Here is a 14,445-nt window from a genome sequence, read left to right as displayed (position 1 = left end):
CCTCGTCCTTGTCGGTCCCGTGCTGTTTGATGGGGCGACAACGGACGTAGATCAGAACGAGACCTAGGGAGACGCCATGGCTGGCGAGACCGTCATCACCGTGATCGGCAACCTGACCGACGACCCGGAGCTGCGCTTCACGCCCTCCGGCGCCGCTGTCGCCAACTTCACGGTGGCCTCGACGCCGCGCACGCTCAACCGCCAGACCCAGCAGTGGGAGGACGGCGAGACGCTGTTCCTGCGCTGCTCGATCTGGCGCCAGGCTGCTGAGAACGTCGCCGAGTCGCTGACCCGGGGCACCCGGGTCATCGTCCAGGGCCGGCTCAAGGCACGCTCCTACGAGACGCGTGAGGGTGAGAAGCGCACCGTCACCGAGCTCGAGGTCGACGAGGTCGGCCCCTCGCTGACCTGGGCGACCGCGAAGGTCAACCGGGTCAGCCGCCAGGGCGGCTCCGGCGGCGGGTTCAACTCCGGCGGCGGTGGTGGGTTCGGCGGCGGCAACGCCGCCGGCGGCGCTCCGCAGCAGCAGTCCCCGGCCAACGACCCGTGGGCGACCCCGGCTCCGCAGGCCCCCGCCCAGCAGGGTGGCGGCTACGGCGGCAACCAGGGCGCCCAGGGCGGAGGCCAGGGTGGCTACGCCGGTGGCGCTCCGGCCAACGACCCGTGGGGTGCTCCGGGCGTCGGCTCGGACGAGCCCCCGTTCTGATCAGCAACACAGACCGAATCCCTCAACCATTCCGACTTCGGTCGGGCTTCTAGGAAGGAAGCACCACAATGGCCAAGGCAGTGATTCGCAAGCCGAAGAAGAAGGTTTGCCAGTTCTGCAAGGAGAAGGCGACCGGTGTCGACTACAAGGACACCGCGCTGCTCCGCAAGTTCATCTCGGACCGCGGCAAGATCCGTGCTCGCCGAGTGACCGGCAACTGCGTCCAGCACCAGCGTGACGTGGCCATCGCGGTCAAGAACGCTCGCGAGGTCGCCCTGCTGCCCTACACCTCGACCGGTCGCTGAGAGGAGACGACACCATGGCGAAGATCATCCTGACCCAGGAAGTCTCCGGTCTCGGCTCGGCGGGTGACGTCGTCGAGGTCAAGGACGGCTACGCGCGCAACTACCTGCTTCCGCAGGGCGTGGCGATCCGCTGGACCAAGGGCGCCGAGAAGGAGGTCGAGTCGATCCGTAACGCGCGCGCCAAGCGTGCCGCTCGCGACCTCGACCACGCCGCCCAGATCAAGGGCAAGCTCGAGTCGGCCGCGGTCAACCTCAAGGTCCGCGCCGGCCAGGACGGCCGCCTGTTCGGCGCCGTCACCGTCGCTGACATCGCCGGCGCCCTCGAGGCGACCACCGGTGAGTCGATCGACAAGCGCACCATCGCCGTCAAGAACGCGATCAAGAGCCTCGGCAACCACACGGTCGCCGTGCGCCTGCACGATGACGTCACCGCCTCGGTGGCGCTCAACGTCGTCCCGGCCTGATCGTCTGACGCGAGTGGCGGCCGGTCCCCCCGGGGGGCCGGCCGCCACTGCTGTCTCACCGCTACTCCCAGCCGTCCCCGGCGTCGTCGTCGGGGAAGCCGTGCGCGATGGCCGACAGCTTCTCGACGTACGCGGGCCAGTCCGCGTCGGCGGGCAGGTTGGTGTGGGTCTCGCTGAGTCCCGCGGCACCGTCGATCTGCTCGCGAAGGATGTCGGCCTGTCCGGCATGGCGGGCGATGTCCGCCAACACGTAGGCCACCAGCTGTGACAGCGCGATCTCGGCGCGCTCGGGCGGCCACCACGGCACCCGGCCGACGGTGTCGAAGGGCAGCTCGTCGAGGGTCGCTTCGACGTACGCACCCACCCGGCGGTAGAGATCGATCAGCTCGGCGGCGGAGTCCTCCTCGGTCGCGTACCAGTCGACCTGGGGGTCCTCGTCGTACGCCGCGAGCGGGACCAGCTCCGCGCTCATCGGCGGCGTGCGCCCGAAGGTCACTCCGAAGTAGCCCGCCTCGACGTTGAGACAGTGCTTCACGATGCCGATCAAGCTGGTGCCCGTGCCCGTCCGAGGCAGGCGGAGATCCCGCTCGGACAGTCCCTCGGTCTTCCACAGCACGGCCTCGCGAGCCGTGCGCAGGTATCGCTTGAGCGCGTCCTTCTCGGAGTTGGTCATGGAGCGACGCTAAGCCGGGACACCCGTCACCAGCCAGCGATCCCCGCGGGCGCGCCGGGTGAGCACGGCGAACCGGGCGCCCATGAAGACCACCGAGAAGACCACCCAGACCCAGGGCAGCCCGCCGCCGAGGGCGACCACCAGCGCCAGGACGGGTGCATAGACGACGAAGGTCAGCACCCCTCCGATGGCCAGGTAGCGGCCGTCGCCAGCGCCGATGAGGACGCCGTCGAGGACGAACACGACCCCGCATACCGGCTCGGCGAGGGCGGCGATGACCAAGACCGGGACGAGGTGATGACGGACGCCGGCGTCGTCGGTGAACAGCGCGCCGACCAGGGGCGAGGCGGCCGCGAGGAGGATGCCGCCGGCCGCTCCGACCACGGTGCCCCACCACACCATCCGCGTCGTCGCGGCTCGTACGGCGTCCCGATCGCCGGCACCGAGAGCACGACCGGTGATGGCCTGGGCGGCGATGGCGATGGCGTCGAGCACGAAGCTCAGCAGCGTCCACAGCGTGAAGGCGACCTGATGCGCGGCCAGCGCCGTCGCCTGGCCATGGCCGGCCGCGGTGCGGCTGACCGCGAACGTCGTGGCCAGCAAGGCGGCGCGGAGCGTCAGGGTGCGAACCACGAGCGCGACCCCGGCGCGAGCCGCCTGTTTGATGCCGGCGAGGTCGGGCCGCAGCGGCAGACCCCTCGATCCGCGCACGACCACCGCGACGAGGGCGGTCGCCGCCAGCAGCTGGGCGCAGACCGAGCCCAGCGCGGAGCCGCGGATGCCGAGTCCGGCGCCGTACACGAACAGGAGGTTGAGCGCGATGTTGAGGAGGTTGCCGAGGATGGCCACCACCATCGGCGTGCGCGTGTCCTGGAGCCCGCGAAGCACGCCGGTGGCGGCCATCATCAGCAACAGCGGCGTGACGCCGAGAGCGGCGATGCGCAGGTAGGCGGCGCCCTGGCCGGCGACGGGCGCATCGGCGCCGGCGGCTCGGACCAGGGGATGGGCCAGCAGGACGCACGGGACCGTGACGACGACGCCGATCAGGAGGGCGAGCCACAGGCCGTCGATGCCCTGGCTGAGCGCTCCGCGGGAGTCGCCGGCGCCTACCCGGCGCGCGACGGCGGCGGTGGTGCCGTAGGCGAGGAAGACGCACAGGCCGGTGACGGTCTGCAGCACCACGGCGGCGACACCGAGACCGGCCAGCTGGCGGGTGCCGAGGTGGCCGACGATCGCGGAGTCGGCGATCAGGAAGAGCGGCTCGGCGACGAGGGCCAGGAATGCCGGCAGGGCGAGGCGGGCGAGCTCCCGGTCGACCCTCCGATCGCGTCCTGGCACCGGGACACGGTACCGGGCCCCGTAGCTCGCACGGGTGCCTGGGGTTGGGACCAAAGCCCCGTTTTGACGACCGGTGGAAAACGTGTGGATACGGGTCTAGACCGGCGCCGGTTCGGCAAACGGCCAGGCCACGCCGAGGTGACCGGCAGATGAACACGATTCGGGGGCGATCATTTTCGCTCCACACATCCACAGACGCGTTTCCGCAGGTCAGAGGCTTGTCCGGCGTGTCGTACGGTGTGTCGTGCACACCCGTCTCCCCAGGCTGTGCACCTCATTCCACGGGTCTTCCACGGGTATGCACGGGTTATCCCCAGGCCCTGTGGACAAGGAGGTGTTGCTGGAGGGGGGTCGGCACGTAGGGTCGCCCGGACCGAGCGGTTCGCGGCTTCGGGACGGGCCGCCGCGAGGCGCCGTACCGGGAACTGTCGGAGCTGCCGACTATGGTCGCGAACGCGAGACTGGGAGGTCGGATTTGAGCGTCACCGAGCAGGATGCGCGCGGCATGCCGGAGCCGCCTTTCGACGGCTGGGGCGACGGTCCGGCCGCCTTCGAGCCCGGCGAGCAGCGGCGCGCGCCCAACGACCGGACGCCGCCGCAGGACATGGCGGCCGAGCAGTCGGTCCTCGGGGCGATGCTCATCTCCAAGGACGCGATCGCCGATGTCTCGGAGTCGGTCCGCGGCGCCGACTTCTACCGGCCCAGCCACGAGACGATCTTCGACGCGATCATCGACCTGTACGGGCGCGGCGAGCCGGCCGACATGATCACCGTCGCCGGCGAGCTGCAGCGTCGTGCGCAGCTCGAGCGGATCGGGGGCGCCCCCTACCTGCACACCCTGGCGGCCAACGTCCCGATCGCGTCCAACGCCAGCTACTACGCCGAGATCGTCAAGGAGAAGGCGACCCTGCGCCGGCTCGTCGACGCCGGCACCAAGATCGTCCAGATGGGCTACGCCGGTGAGGGCGATGTCGACGACATCGTCGATGTCGCCCAGGCGGAGGTCTTCAAGCTCACCGAGAAGCGGTCCACCGAGGACTACGCGCCGCTCTCGGACATCATGGACTCCGTCCTCGACGAGATCGAGACGATCTCCAACCGCGACGCGGGCCTCTACGGCGTACCGACGGGCTTCGCTGACCTCGACGACCTGACCAACGGCTTCCAGGGCGGTCAGATGATCATCGTCGCCGCACGACCCGCGATGGGTAAGTCGACACTGGCGCTCGACTTCTGCCGGGCGGCGTCGATCCACAACAACCTGACCAGCGTCTTCTTCAGCCTGGAGATGAGCCGCGCCGAGATCACCATGCGCCTGCTCTCGGCGGAGGCGAAGGTGCCGCTCAACCACATCCGCAACGGCAACATGACCGACGACGACTGGAACAAGCTGGCCCGGCACATGCCGGCGGTCTCGGCGGCGCCGATGTTCATCGACGACAGCCCCAACATGACGATGATGGAGATCCGCTCCAAGGCGCGCCGGCTCAAGCAGCGTCACGACCTGAAGCTGATCGTGCTCGACTACCTCCAGCTGATGAGCTCGGGCAAGAAGGTGGAGAGCCGCCAGCTCGAGGTCTCGGAGTTCTCCCGGCAGATCAAGCTGCTGGCCAAGGAGCTCGAGGTCCCGATCATCACCCTCTCCCAGCTCAACCGTGGCTCCGAGCAGCGCGCCGACAAGCGCCCGATGGTCTCCGACCTGCGCGAGTCGGGCTCGCTGGAGCAGGACGCCGACATGGTCGTCCTCCTTCATCGCGAGGACGTCTACGAGAAGGAGTCGACCCGCCCCGGCGAGGCCGACATCATCGTCGCCAAGCACCGCAACGGACCGACCCGGGACCTGGTGGTCGCCTTCCAGGGGCACTACAGCCGGTTCGTGGACATGGCGCACTGAGGGGCTCGTTGGAGCAGACCCATCTGAACGGCCAATTCTGGCACAATATCGTTCACGCGGTATCGCATGCAGTTGGTACGGTTGCCCACGGCACGGTAACGGGGACTATTAACGCACCTCTTGCGCCCGTATCTTGGGGAGTACACTGGAGCGGTGGCACGCACTTCAACGTCTATATGGGCGTCGGGCTCACTTCGTATAGCAACGTAAGCGAAGATATGAAGCATTTGTCTGTAGTCGGCGCTGTCATGTGGCCGCCCGGGCACCCTTCGAAGACCACTCTCGGCGGCGGAGTGTCCGGTTGCTATCGATCTGTGCCGGTGTGCAGGGTGGCTACACGCACTATAGTCATCTCGGGTATCACGGCGTCGTGCAGGCGGTTGGCTTCGGATACGGTACCGGCGTCTGGGGCGGCGCATCCGGGAGGATTCATTGATGCCGCTATTTGATGGTCCACCTCCTTCTCGCCTGCGGCCTTTGCCGTTGCTCCTAAGTCTTTACATGTCGCTCGCAATTCCGGCGTTTCTTGTTTTGCAATTCATTAATGACAGCAGATCCCCGGCTCTCACTTACTTGGGACTCGCACTGATTGCCTTTGCGGTACTTGCGCACAGGGCAAGCGAGGCCTACGTATCTGACTTTTCGAATCGGTCTGTAAAGTCGCGGCTACCGAGTTTCATTGCACCTTTTAGGGTGTCCTATATCCGACATTATTCAGGGAGTTTACGGTGGCTTTTTGCCGCCTGTATTGCGTTTGTGGTCGTCGCGTGGACTGGAACATTAATTACGTGGATAGGCTTATGGTTCGGAATGTACGGCCTAGGCTAGTTGTCGGCGCACCCGCTCAGGCGGTTGCTAGGAGAGGTCCATCAACATCGAAGGTCGGAGTGCAGGCACTGCCGACCGGTGGTGGTGCCAATGATGATGACGGTCTTGGGGGAAGCCCCAAGTTGTTGCCTCGCCTACTTTGACGGCGTGCGTCGATCTGCCCCGATCTTTCAAACTACCCGCGGGCAGGTCGTCAATCTTCGCTGCATCTCGACACGCTCGTTGTCGAGATGCAGCGAACTTTGAAGTATCGCCTTCAATTTCAAGATTCACGTTGTCAGTTGGTGCACTCGACTTTGCGGATCTGAGCCTGGCTCGACTCTGAGCGCGACGTTCGGACCGTGGGGTACTCGTTGATCGGCCCGAAAAGAAGAGGAGATGATTATGACTCTCGAGGGTATGATCGGCATAATTCTCTTCAGTTGCGGGGCCCTGATCTTTGGCTTCAGAAGTGTGAAATGGTATCTAATTTCAACTGCGTGCGCCGATTCCGGTGAGCGCGACACTCGCATCGGCTTTATAGTTAGCAGCGCCCTGGCAGGTGTAGTCGCCATTTTCTTCGTAGCGGTAATGTTTCCGATGATTCCAAAGATGTGGCTTGCCATAGTCTTTCCGGTTGCAATACTTGCAGAGGGGCTGAACTCGAACTATTGGGGAAAGCGCATGAAAGCCTAGAATGTCATTGTTACTTTTCAGGCGAGTTGTCTTCTGTTCCAGGTTGTTGTCCAGCACTCCACGCGCAGCAGATGCGCGGCGAGTGCTAGTGCCGCGGATTTGAAGTTGTTGGACGGTTGGCTTTCTTGAGGATGTCCTCGGCGGTCTTGGTCCACACGAACGGGTGGGCGCGCTTGTTCCAGCCCTCGATGTAGGGACGGAGCTTGGCGTTGAGGTCGGGCACCGATTTGAACGGTCTTCCACGGAACGGGGATCGCTCGCCGGCTCTCAGCTCCGTGGTCGTTTCGGGCGCGGCGCGAGGTCGGCGAACCAGTATGAGGCCCGCTCCGGTGAGGTGACTGGCGGGTCGATGTCATCGGGGCACCGACGAACTGCGGCACTTCATGCCCGGAACCCCCATGGGGTGCGCCCGCGCATGCGGTTCCCTGTTCGGGCTTGAGTGCACCTGTTTGAACCAGTCGATGAACCCCATCCCGAACCCTCCGCAGACGCAGCACGCATCCGCACGTGTGGGTCTCCGATGCCGATCACCCGCATGCTGACACGCGGCAAAGGGCGAAGGTCGACAAACAGCCGACTCACGCCCCGCCGTCGCCCAACCCCGTTCGCTCAGAGCCAGGCAGGCCTGGACTCGGCTCGCGGTGGCGCGTCGGACTCGTCAACGGATGCTCCTCAGAATCTCAGAGGATCACATCGCCACAGCGCGGCAGAAGGCCCAGATGTCACCTCAACGAGGTGGCCGTCGGGCCACCGGTCAGACGCAAGACGAGGTCAAGCGCAGAGCCGGGTGTCACCTCGAATCGGTCGCCCATCATCAGACTCAGGGTCCCGAAGATGTGGTCGCGGGTGGCGGCCACCGCCTCTTCGATGTCGCGGGCAACGACCGCCGCGAGGATGCGGGCGTGGTCCTCACACGCTGGGCCCCGGCGTACGTCGAAATGCAGTCGCACACGTTCTGCCTGAGCCGAGAGGTCGGTGATCAGCTGGATGAGCGTGGGAGATTCGGAGGCGCGGTAGAGGGTGAGGTGGAACTCTCGATTCAAGTCGGAGAAGACCCGCTGCGCCTCGGCGCCGTGGACGCGATCCCGGAGCTCTGTGTGGATCTCGCGCATCCGGTCCACGGCCTCATCACTCACCCGCGGCAGGGCGGCCCGCACGGCCAGCGTCTCCAGTTCGATCCGCATCGCCGCGACATCCTCGGCGGCGGCCGGGTCGATGCCCGCGACCACCACGCCGCGGTAGGGAATCCGCTCGACCAGCCCCTCCGCATCGAGCCGGAGGATGGCCTCGCGCACCGGAGTCCGGCTGACTCCGAAGGACTCTGCGATCTCCGTCGGGTCGAGCCGGTCGCCGGGAACGACACCTCCGGTCGCGATGCGCTCGTGGAGCCTGTCGTAGACCTCGTCGGCGACGCGCCGATGAATCGCTGCCATGCGGCGGATCCTAGAACATCGCATGCTCCATCCACTATCCAAAACATTGGATATTGGATACTATTCGGACGTCACCACACGACGAACGGGACGAGACATGAAGGCGAGCGGCAGTGCCACCGTCGTCGAGGTTGGCAACACGCCGATCTTTAACGCCGCTCCGGTCTACCTCGGGATCAGGCAGTGCTTCTTCGCCCTGGCGGCATGGAAAGGACGCAACACATGACCCTGGTGCTTGACGACGAGACCGTGCGGTCCGTCTTCGACTGGAAGGACGCCGTCGGCGCGCTGCGCGAGGCGTACTCCATCGATCCGGACGAAGCGCGGTTCCCCGCCCGCCGGATGGCGCGCGGTGACCACGGCTGGCTGCGGACGCTGAGCGGGGTGCCGGCAGGTGAGCACCTGATGGGGCTCAAGGTCATTGCGGCCTCGCCGGCGAACGGCCGGGTGTCCTATCTCATCCCGCTCTTCGACCAGCGCACGGCTGCGCTTGCCGCACTGATCGATGGCCACTCCATCACCGGCTTCCGCACTGCCGCGACCTCCGCCCTGGCGGCGGACGAGCTGGCGATCGAGGGGCCGCTGCAAGTCGCGGTGATCGGCTCAGGCTTCGAGGCGCGCAACCACCTGCGCGCTGTCGCCGCCGTCCGCGAGCTCGCCGGCGTCCGCGTCTTCAGCCCGCGTGCGGAGAGCCGGCAGCGCTTCGTCGACGAACTGGCCGACCTCGGCGTAGTGATCGAGCCAGCCGCTTCCGCCGAGACCGCTGTCCGCGAGGCCGACCTGATCATCTGCGCCGCCCGCTCGCGTGACGAGACGCCCACACTGCTCGGTACCTGGCTACGTCCCGGGATGACGGTGCTCTCCATCGGCTCCACGCTGCCCGAGCAGCGCGAGGTCGACCCCGGAGTGCTGGCCCGGGCGGACCTGGTCGTGGCCGACATGCTCGACGAGGTACTGGAGGAGACCGGCGACCTGATCGTCGCCCGTGCGGCCGGCGTCGACGTGACGGATCGTGCGGTAAGCCTCTCCGCTCTCGTCAGGGGCGAGGTACCGGGCCGGGAGACCGCAGACCAGATCCTGCTCTACAAGTCGGTGGGCGCTGCGGTGCAGGACCTCGCCGTCGCCGATCTGTGCGCGCGCTCCGCTGAAGCTCAGGGTCGAGGAATCACGTTCAACCTTGGCCTCCACCCGATCGAGAAGTGAGGAGCCCATGACCATCCGAACCCGTGACCTGAATGTGCTCGACGAACCTGGCCTGCTCCGTCGTGCGGCCTCGGAGGGCGCTGGCACGACGTCCACCCCTCGCTGACCCACCTCACCTGCAAGGAGCACACCATGATTCCCTACACCCGCGACGAAGCCCGCGAGTGGGCCCGAGAGCGCCTCGTCGGCGCCGTCAACTGCACCATCCCGTCGTTCACCAACGACCTCAAGAGCATCAACGAGGCAGGCATCCGTCACGACGTCCGCCTGGCCAAACAGCACGGCTTCCTCGGCACACTCGGCATCTCCGAGGTCAACATCACGCTGCCGGAATACCTCGACTTCCTGCAGATCATCCGCGACGAGGCAGACCAGGACGGCGGCGACCTGGTCGTCGTCCACCACGCCAGCTGGAGCGACCTCGAGCAGAACATCGAGGCGGTCAAGGGCGCTGAGGCCGCCGGCGCAGAGTTGGTGTTGCTGTCCTACCCGCCGAACTTCTACCCGGAGTCCGAGCAGGAGATCTACGACTACACCAGGGCAGTCTGCGACGCGACGAACCTCGCCGTCATCCTCTTCCCGATGTTCCTCTGGGGCTTCAGCCAGCGCATCCACCCCTCCGACATCCCAGCCCGACTGATCCGCCGGCTCCTCGACGACTGCCCGAACGTCGCGGTCATCAAAGCCGAGGGCGGCTTCCCGAGCATCATGGGCATCATCGAGTGCCACCGTCTCTTCGGCGAGGAGGTCGTCATCTCCTGCCCGATCGAGGGCGAGCTGCTCCCGCTCGGCCAACTGATCCCCATCCAGCTCTCCGCGACCAGCGACCACGAGTTCTGGGGCCCGACCATCCCGCACGCCATGCAACTGCTCCGTGACGGTAAGTACGACGAGGTCACGGAGCTCTATTGGAAGATGCACCCAGCCCGGAAGGCCAAGGGCGCCGTCGCTCAGCAACTCAACGGCGGTGCGTTCATCAACCGACAGCTGTGGAAGTTCCAGGGCTGGTTGCAGGGCTACAACGGCGGCCCGCTGCGCCTGCCCACTCAGCGCATCCACGAGCCGCAGATGAATGCCCTCCGCAAGGGCCTGCTCGACTCGGGCTTCGACCCGAGCACCGACCCGTTCCGCGAATTCTTCATCGGCCGGAATCCGGCGTGAGCAACCCGAGGGCCCACGCAGGCGGGGCAGGCTCACTGCCTGGCGGACCCCCGACGCGGAGAGGCCGGCTCGCGGGCCGTGTCGCCGTGATCACCGGGACGGCCCGACCGGTTCGCCCCGCAGCCCCGCAGCCCCGCCACCAACGACAAGCAGGTCCACCACGGCATGACACGCGAACCTCCTCGCTCTTCCGTCGATGCAACTCGGTGGGGGCGAGCTTCAAGGCTGTCGGATCCGCCGCGACCCGCACGTGCTCACGGGGCGTCTAGAGCGGCGCGGATAGCCGTCTGCTCCTCGTCAGCACCTTCATCCGCGCGGTCCAGAAGGTCCGCCGGCGTCCGCCCGTCTCGATCGGTTGCGGTCCGATCTGCGCCGGCGCCACAGAGTGCCTGGACCGCTCCTAGGTTCAGGAGGTCGACTGCCTCGTGGAGCGGCGTCCTGCCATCGACGGCGACCGCGTTCGGGTCGGCACCCCCTTCGAGGAGCAGTTCAACCGCTGTGCGACCGGCACCCGCTGCGTAGTGCAGGGCGGTACGCCCGTCGCTGTTCTGCCGATTCACCTCGGCACCGTGATCAAGCAGCAGCTTCGTCATGGCGGAACGTTCGTCGTCGTAGAAGTACTCGACCTCATCCACAGACTCCATCAAGGGTGTCGCGTCCGCGACGCCGTCGCCGTACTCGTCCGCGGCTGCCCCTGCGCTCAAGAGGCTTCGGACGCGCTCGAGGTCATCGCTCCACACAGCGAACCCGAGTCCGGTCCAAGTGGGAGTCGCCGGCCGACCGCGCTCATCAGACATGGACCGAGTATGCGGCGGTTGCTCGTGACTTCGAAGTCGATCCGGGTCAACCTGCCGAGCCGGTCCTGACGGTGACGGCGGAGCCTGGCGGCGGCCGAGGCGATCCGCCGCGCGACCGTTCGCCGTATCGTGTCACCGGGCCACCGATAGCGAGACGCAGGAGCAGCGTGGAACAGAATCGCATGGTCGAATTCGTCGACCAGAATGGCCATCGGTTCCAGCTCGACGCCTCGCTAGAGGTCGTCGTCGACGGTGAAGTCGGCTACCTCGAAGGCAACGCTCATACCTTCGCGGGCCGAATGCACATCTACGTGCCGCGCCTCGGCTACGACGTGACCCGGAGCCTGTCGGAACTCGAATCGATCAGCGATGCCGCCCGCTGGTGGATCAGAGGCTTTCTGGCTGGCTGCGAACCCGATGTGTACGACTACCTCGGCATCGACGCCCGACTGGGCGACGTCGAACCGACCGACGCCGAGTACGAGCGGTGGCGAGCCTTCAACGCGCGCTACCGCGAGACCGGCGACTGGCCGGCCCTCCACAAGCGACCACGTCTTCCCCTCGTGATCACGGACGAGGAGCGGGCAGAACTCCGGATCCAGGGCACCCCGCGACCCTGGGCCAAGGCCGGCGAGCGCGTCTGGGTAGCCGAAGGAGCCACCTGGGTCGAGGCCGTCCCGCAGCCGCAGCTGGTCGACGGCGAGATTCCCGGGTCGATCTGCGCCGAGCGCGGCTACCCGGACCTGCTCGCGCTGCAGAGCGGCTGGACCATCTGCCTCGACTGTGCCGAGGTCACCCCGGCCGAGTAAGACGAAGTCGCTGGAGGACCGCGCCGCCCTGACCGTTGCGGGAGTGCCCGGTCAGAGCATTTCGAGGGGCTGGGGGCCGCGGGGCGGTGGGAAGGCGTCGTCCAGCATGCGCAGGTCCTCCTCGGTCAGACGAAGGTCGACAGCGGCCCGGTTCTCCAGCACGTGCTCGCGCGTGCCGGCTCGGGGGATCATGGTCAGCCCCCGCCGCGTCATCAGCCAGGCGAGCGCTACCTGCGCCGGGGTGGCGTCGTGCCGGTTCGCGACTGCGTTGATCGTGGGATGGCGCAGCAGGCGGCCCTGCTCGATCGGCGAGTACGCCATCACCGGGATACCGTGCGCCTGCATCGTCCGCAGCAGGTCGTACTCGATTCCCCGGCGGGTCAGGTTGTAGAGCACCTGGTTGGTCTGGACCGCCTCACCGCCGGGGACGCTCAGCAGCTCGGCCATGTCCCGGATGTCGAAGTTGCTGACGCCCCAGTGTCGGATCATGCCGAGCCGGACCAGCTCCTGGAAGGCGCGCACCGTCTCCTCGAGCGGCACCCGGCCCCGCCAGTGCAGCAGGTACAGGTCGAGCCGCTCGGTGCCGAGCCGCCCGACGCTGCGGCGACACGCCTCGATGGTGCCCTCGTACGACGCGTGCGAGGGCAGCACCTTGCTGACCAGGAAGACCTCGTCCCGCCGCCCCGCGATCGCCTCGCCGACCAACACCTCCGCCGCACCGTCGCCGTACATCTCGGCGGTGTCGATCAGGGTGAGCCCGCTGTCGATGCCCAGGCGCAAGGCAGCGAGCTCCGAGGCTCTTCGGGCGGGATCCTCGCCCAGGTACCATGTGCCCAGACCCATCACGGGAATGGGCTCGCCCGCAGGCAGCCGCACCATCGGGATGGTCTCCATCGACATCACCGGCCCCGCCGTCTCTCCGCCGTCATGCCAGCCTAGCTCTCGGCGGTGCCCACGAGTCGGGTCGGGCGAACCTGCCGCGACGCGCACCGGCACGCCGTCGGTGGCGCCTCGGCTCCTAGGCGATGCGGCGATCAGGGACGCTAGGGCAGCTGCCGGCAAGGCCGTCGTAGGAACCGACGAAGCGAGCGCCACCTCTTCGTCCGGCGGTGCGATCCGCCGACGGGCTCGGTCCCCTAGGGTCCGGTCATGACGACCACTCGACTCTTCTGGGAGCAGCACGCCTGCCTGCCTCTGGCCCCCGTCGCCGACGTTGCCGACGTCCTCCGCTTCGACCGGCCGGGTGGTGCCTATGTCTGCCTCAATGTCGGCTACGCGCCCCACTCGCGGGCGGAGTCGATGGGCTTCGCGCGGCAGTTCGCGGCGGCCGTGGCCGAGCATCCGCGGCTGGAGTTGGCCGGCTCGGTGGCGCAGATCGATGCCGCCCACGAGGCGGGCCGGATCGTGGTCGCCTTCGACCTGGAGTGCTCCAACCCGCTCGAGGGTGACCTCGGGATGGTCCAGGCGTTCTACGACCTCGGTGTCCGCTCGCTCGGCGTGAGCTACAACCTGGCGAACAAGGCCGGGGCCGGCTGCCTGGAGAAGGACGACACCGGTCTGACCCCGTGGGGCCGCGATCTGGTCCACGAGCTCAACGCCGTGGGGATGCTCGTCGACGGCTCGCACACCAGTGTGCGCACCGGCCTCGGCCTCTCCGAGGCCTCGCAGAAGCCGATGATCTACTCCCACTCCGGCTTCAAGTCGCGGTGGGACCACGTCCGCAACATCACCGACGAGCAGGCCCGCGAGTGCGCGGCGACCGGCGGCGTGATCGGCGTACCCGGCATCGGCATCTTCCTCGGGGAGAACACCGCCACCCTCGAGGCCTACGTCGCGATGATCGAGTACGGCGTCGACCTGGTCGGCTGGCAGCACATCGGCCTGGGTAGCGACTACTCCTTCGACGCCGAGGATCTGGTGAGCGACATCGCCGACAATCCCGAGCTCTTCCCCGAGGAGTACACCCGGTGGGGTCCGATCGGCTTCGTCGAGCCGGAGGTGACGCTCACCGTCGAGGCCGAGTTGGTACGGCGTGGCTACCCGCCGGAGGCGGTCGACGGCATCCTGGGCGGCAACTTCCGGAGGGTCGCTCGCGAAGTGTGGGCCGACTAGGGCTTGTCGGATCGCACCGCGCCTGGCCGCCTGTCTTGTAACAACTG

At 67.2% G+C, this 14,445-nt stretch carries 15 protein-coding genes; 9 read left to right on the top strand and 6 right to left on the bottom strand.

Annotated elements, in window-relative coordinates; all coding sequences use genetic code 11:
* The first annotated feature begins 76 nt into the window (after window positions 1-76).
* The 3 genes from P5P86_RS01555 to rplI all read left to right on the top strand — a co-directional run bounded on the left by P5P86_RS01555 (window position 77) and on the right by rplI (window position 1,475).
* On the top strand, window positions 77-706 hold the full coding sequence (locus P5P86_RS01555) for a single-stranded DNA-binding protein (protein WP_280609511.1): 630 nt from the start codon (window positions 77-79) through the stop codon (window positions 704-706).
* 68 nt (window positions 707-774) lie between these two features.
* A complete protein-coding gene (gene rpsR / locus P5P86_RS01550; protein ID WP_011758085.1) occupies window positions 775-1,011 on the top strand; it encodes a 30S ribosomal protein S18 in 237 nt (78 codons plus the stop codon).
* 14 nt (window positions 1,012-1,025) lie between these two features.
* Entirely contained in the window at window positions 1,026-1,475 is a 450-nt protein-coding gene (rplI, locus tag P5P86_RS01545; protein ID WP_280609510.1) for a 50S ribosomal protein L9, read from the top strand.
* A gap of 61 nt (window positions 1,476-1,536) precedes the next feature.
* Here rplI and P5P86_RS01540 read toward each other — a convergent pair whose 3' ends face one another.
* Together P5P86_RS01540 and P5P86_RS01535 are read right to left on the bottom strand one after the other, a co-directional pair.
* On the bottom strand, window positions 1,537-2,148 hold the full coding sequence (locus P5P86_RS01540; RefSeq protein ID WP_280609509.1) for a DinB family protein: 612 nt from the start codon (window positions 2,146-2,148) through the stop codon (window positions 1,537-1,539).
* Window positions 2,149-2,157: 9 nt separating this feature from the next.
* Window positions 2,158-3,486 carry an MATE family efflux transporter gene (locus P5P86_RS01535; protein ID WP_280609508.1) on the bottom strand — a complete coding sequence of 443 codons (1,329 nt, stop codon included), beginning with the start codon at window positions 3,484-3,486 and terminating at the stop codon, window positions 2,158-2,160.
* Window positions 3,487-3,991: 505 nt separating this feature from the next.
* Between P5P86_RS01535 and dnaB the strand changes: the two genes are divergently transcribed.
* Together dnaB and P5P86_RS01525 are read left to right on the top strand one after the other, a co-directional pair.
* A complete protein-coding gene (gene dnaB, locus P5P86_RS01530; protein ID WP_446724914.1) occupies window positions 3,992-5,380 on the top strand; it encodes a replicative DNA helicase in 1,389 nt (462 codons plus the stop codon).
* A 1,212-nt stretch (window positions 5,381-6,592) separates the two neighbouring features.
* Entirely contained in the window at window positions 6,593-6,883 is a 291-nt protein-coding gene (locus P5P86_RS01525; RefSeq protein ID WP_280609507.1) for a hypothetical protein, read from the top strand.
* Window positions 6,884-6,968: 85 nt separating this feature from the next.
* Here P5P86_RS01525 and P5P86_RS01520 read toward each other — a convergent pair whose 3' ends face one another.
* Both P5P86_RS01520 and P5P86_RS01515 read right to left on the bottom strand, forming a co-directional pair.
* Window positions 6,969-7,106 carry a hypothetical protein gene (locus tag P5P86_RS01520; RefSeq protein ID WP_446724913.1) on the bottom strand — a complete coding sequence of 46 codons (138 nt, stop codon included), beginning with the start codon at window positions 7,104-7,106 and terminating at the stop codon, window positions 6,969-6,971.
* 499 nt (window positions 7,107-7,605) lie between these two features.
* Window positions 7,606-8,316: a GntR family transcriptional regulator gene (locus P5P86_RS01515; protein ID WP_280609506.1), complete on the bottom strand. Its 711-nt coding sequence runs from the start codon at window positions 8,314-8,316 to the stop codon at window positions 7,606-7,608.
* Window positions 8,317-8,538: 222 nt separating this feature from the next.
* Here P5P86_RS01515 and P5P86_RS01510 point away from each other — a divergent pair, with 222 nt between their 5' ends.
* Window positions 8,539-9,519 (top strand): ornithine cyclodeaminase family protein, encoded by a 981-nt coding sequence (locus P5P86_RS01510; protein WP_280609505.1) that lies wholly within the window; start codon window positions 8,539-8,541, stop codon window positions 9,517-9,519.
* 132 nt (window positions 9,520-9,651) lie between these two features.
* Window positions 9,652-10,680: a dihydrodipicolinate synthase family protein gene (locus P5P86_RS01505; RefSeq protein WP_280609504.1), complete on the top strand. Its 1,029-nt coding sequence runs from the start codon at window positions 9,652-9,654 to the stop codon at window positions 10,678-10,680.
* A gap of 254 nt (window positions 10,681-10,934) precedes the next feature.
* Here P5P86_RS01505 and P5P86_RS01500 read toward each other — a convergent pair whose 3' ends face one another.
* Window positions 10,935-11,477 carry an ankyrin repeat domain-containing protein gene (locus P5P86_RS01500; RefSeq protein ID WP_280609503.1) on the bottom strand — a complete coding sequence of 181 codons (543 nt, stop codon included), beginning with the start codon at window positions 11,475-11,477 and terminating at the stop codon, window positions 10,935-10,937.
* Between the two features lie 167 nt (window positions 11,478-11,644).
* Here P5P86_RS01500 and P5P86_RS01495 point away from each other — a divergent pair, with 167 nt between their 5' ends.
* Window positions 11,645-12,286: a hypothetical protein gene (locus P5P86_RS01495; protein ID WP_280609502.1), complete on the top strand. Its 642-nt coding sequence runs from the start codon at window positions 11,645-11,647 to the stop codon at window positions 12,284-12,286.
* 51 nt (window positions 12,287-12,337) lie between these two features.
* Here P5P86_RS01495 and P5P86_RS01490 read toward each other — a convergent pair whose 3' ends face one another.
* Window positions 12,338-13,186: an aldo/keto reductase gene (locus P5P86_RS01490; protein WP_280609501.1), complete on the bottom strand. Its 849-nt coding sequence runs from the start codon at window positions 13,184-13,186 to the stop codon at window positions 12,338-12,340.
* Between the two features lie 249 nt (window positions 13,187-13,435).
* Between P5P86_RS01490 and P5P86_RS01485 the strand changes: the two genes are divergently transcribed.
* Complete coding sequence (locus tag P5P86_RS01485) at window positions 13,436-14,398, top strand: dipeptidase (protein ID WP_280609500.1); 963 nt, start codon at window positions 13,436-13,438, stop codon at window positions 14,396-14,398.
* The last annotated feature ends 47 nt before the right edge of the window (window positions 14,399-14,445 follow it).

It is taken from the genome of Nocardioides sp. BP30, assembly GCF_029873215.1.
In the GTDB taxonomy this organism is placed as follows: Bacteria; Actinomycetota; Actinomycetes; order Propionibacteriales; family Nocardioidaceae; genus Nocardioides.
This window is presented reverse-complemented; position numbering and strand designations above follow the sequence as displayed.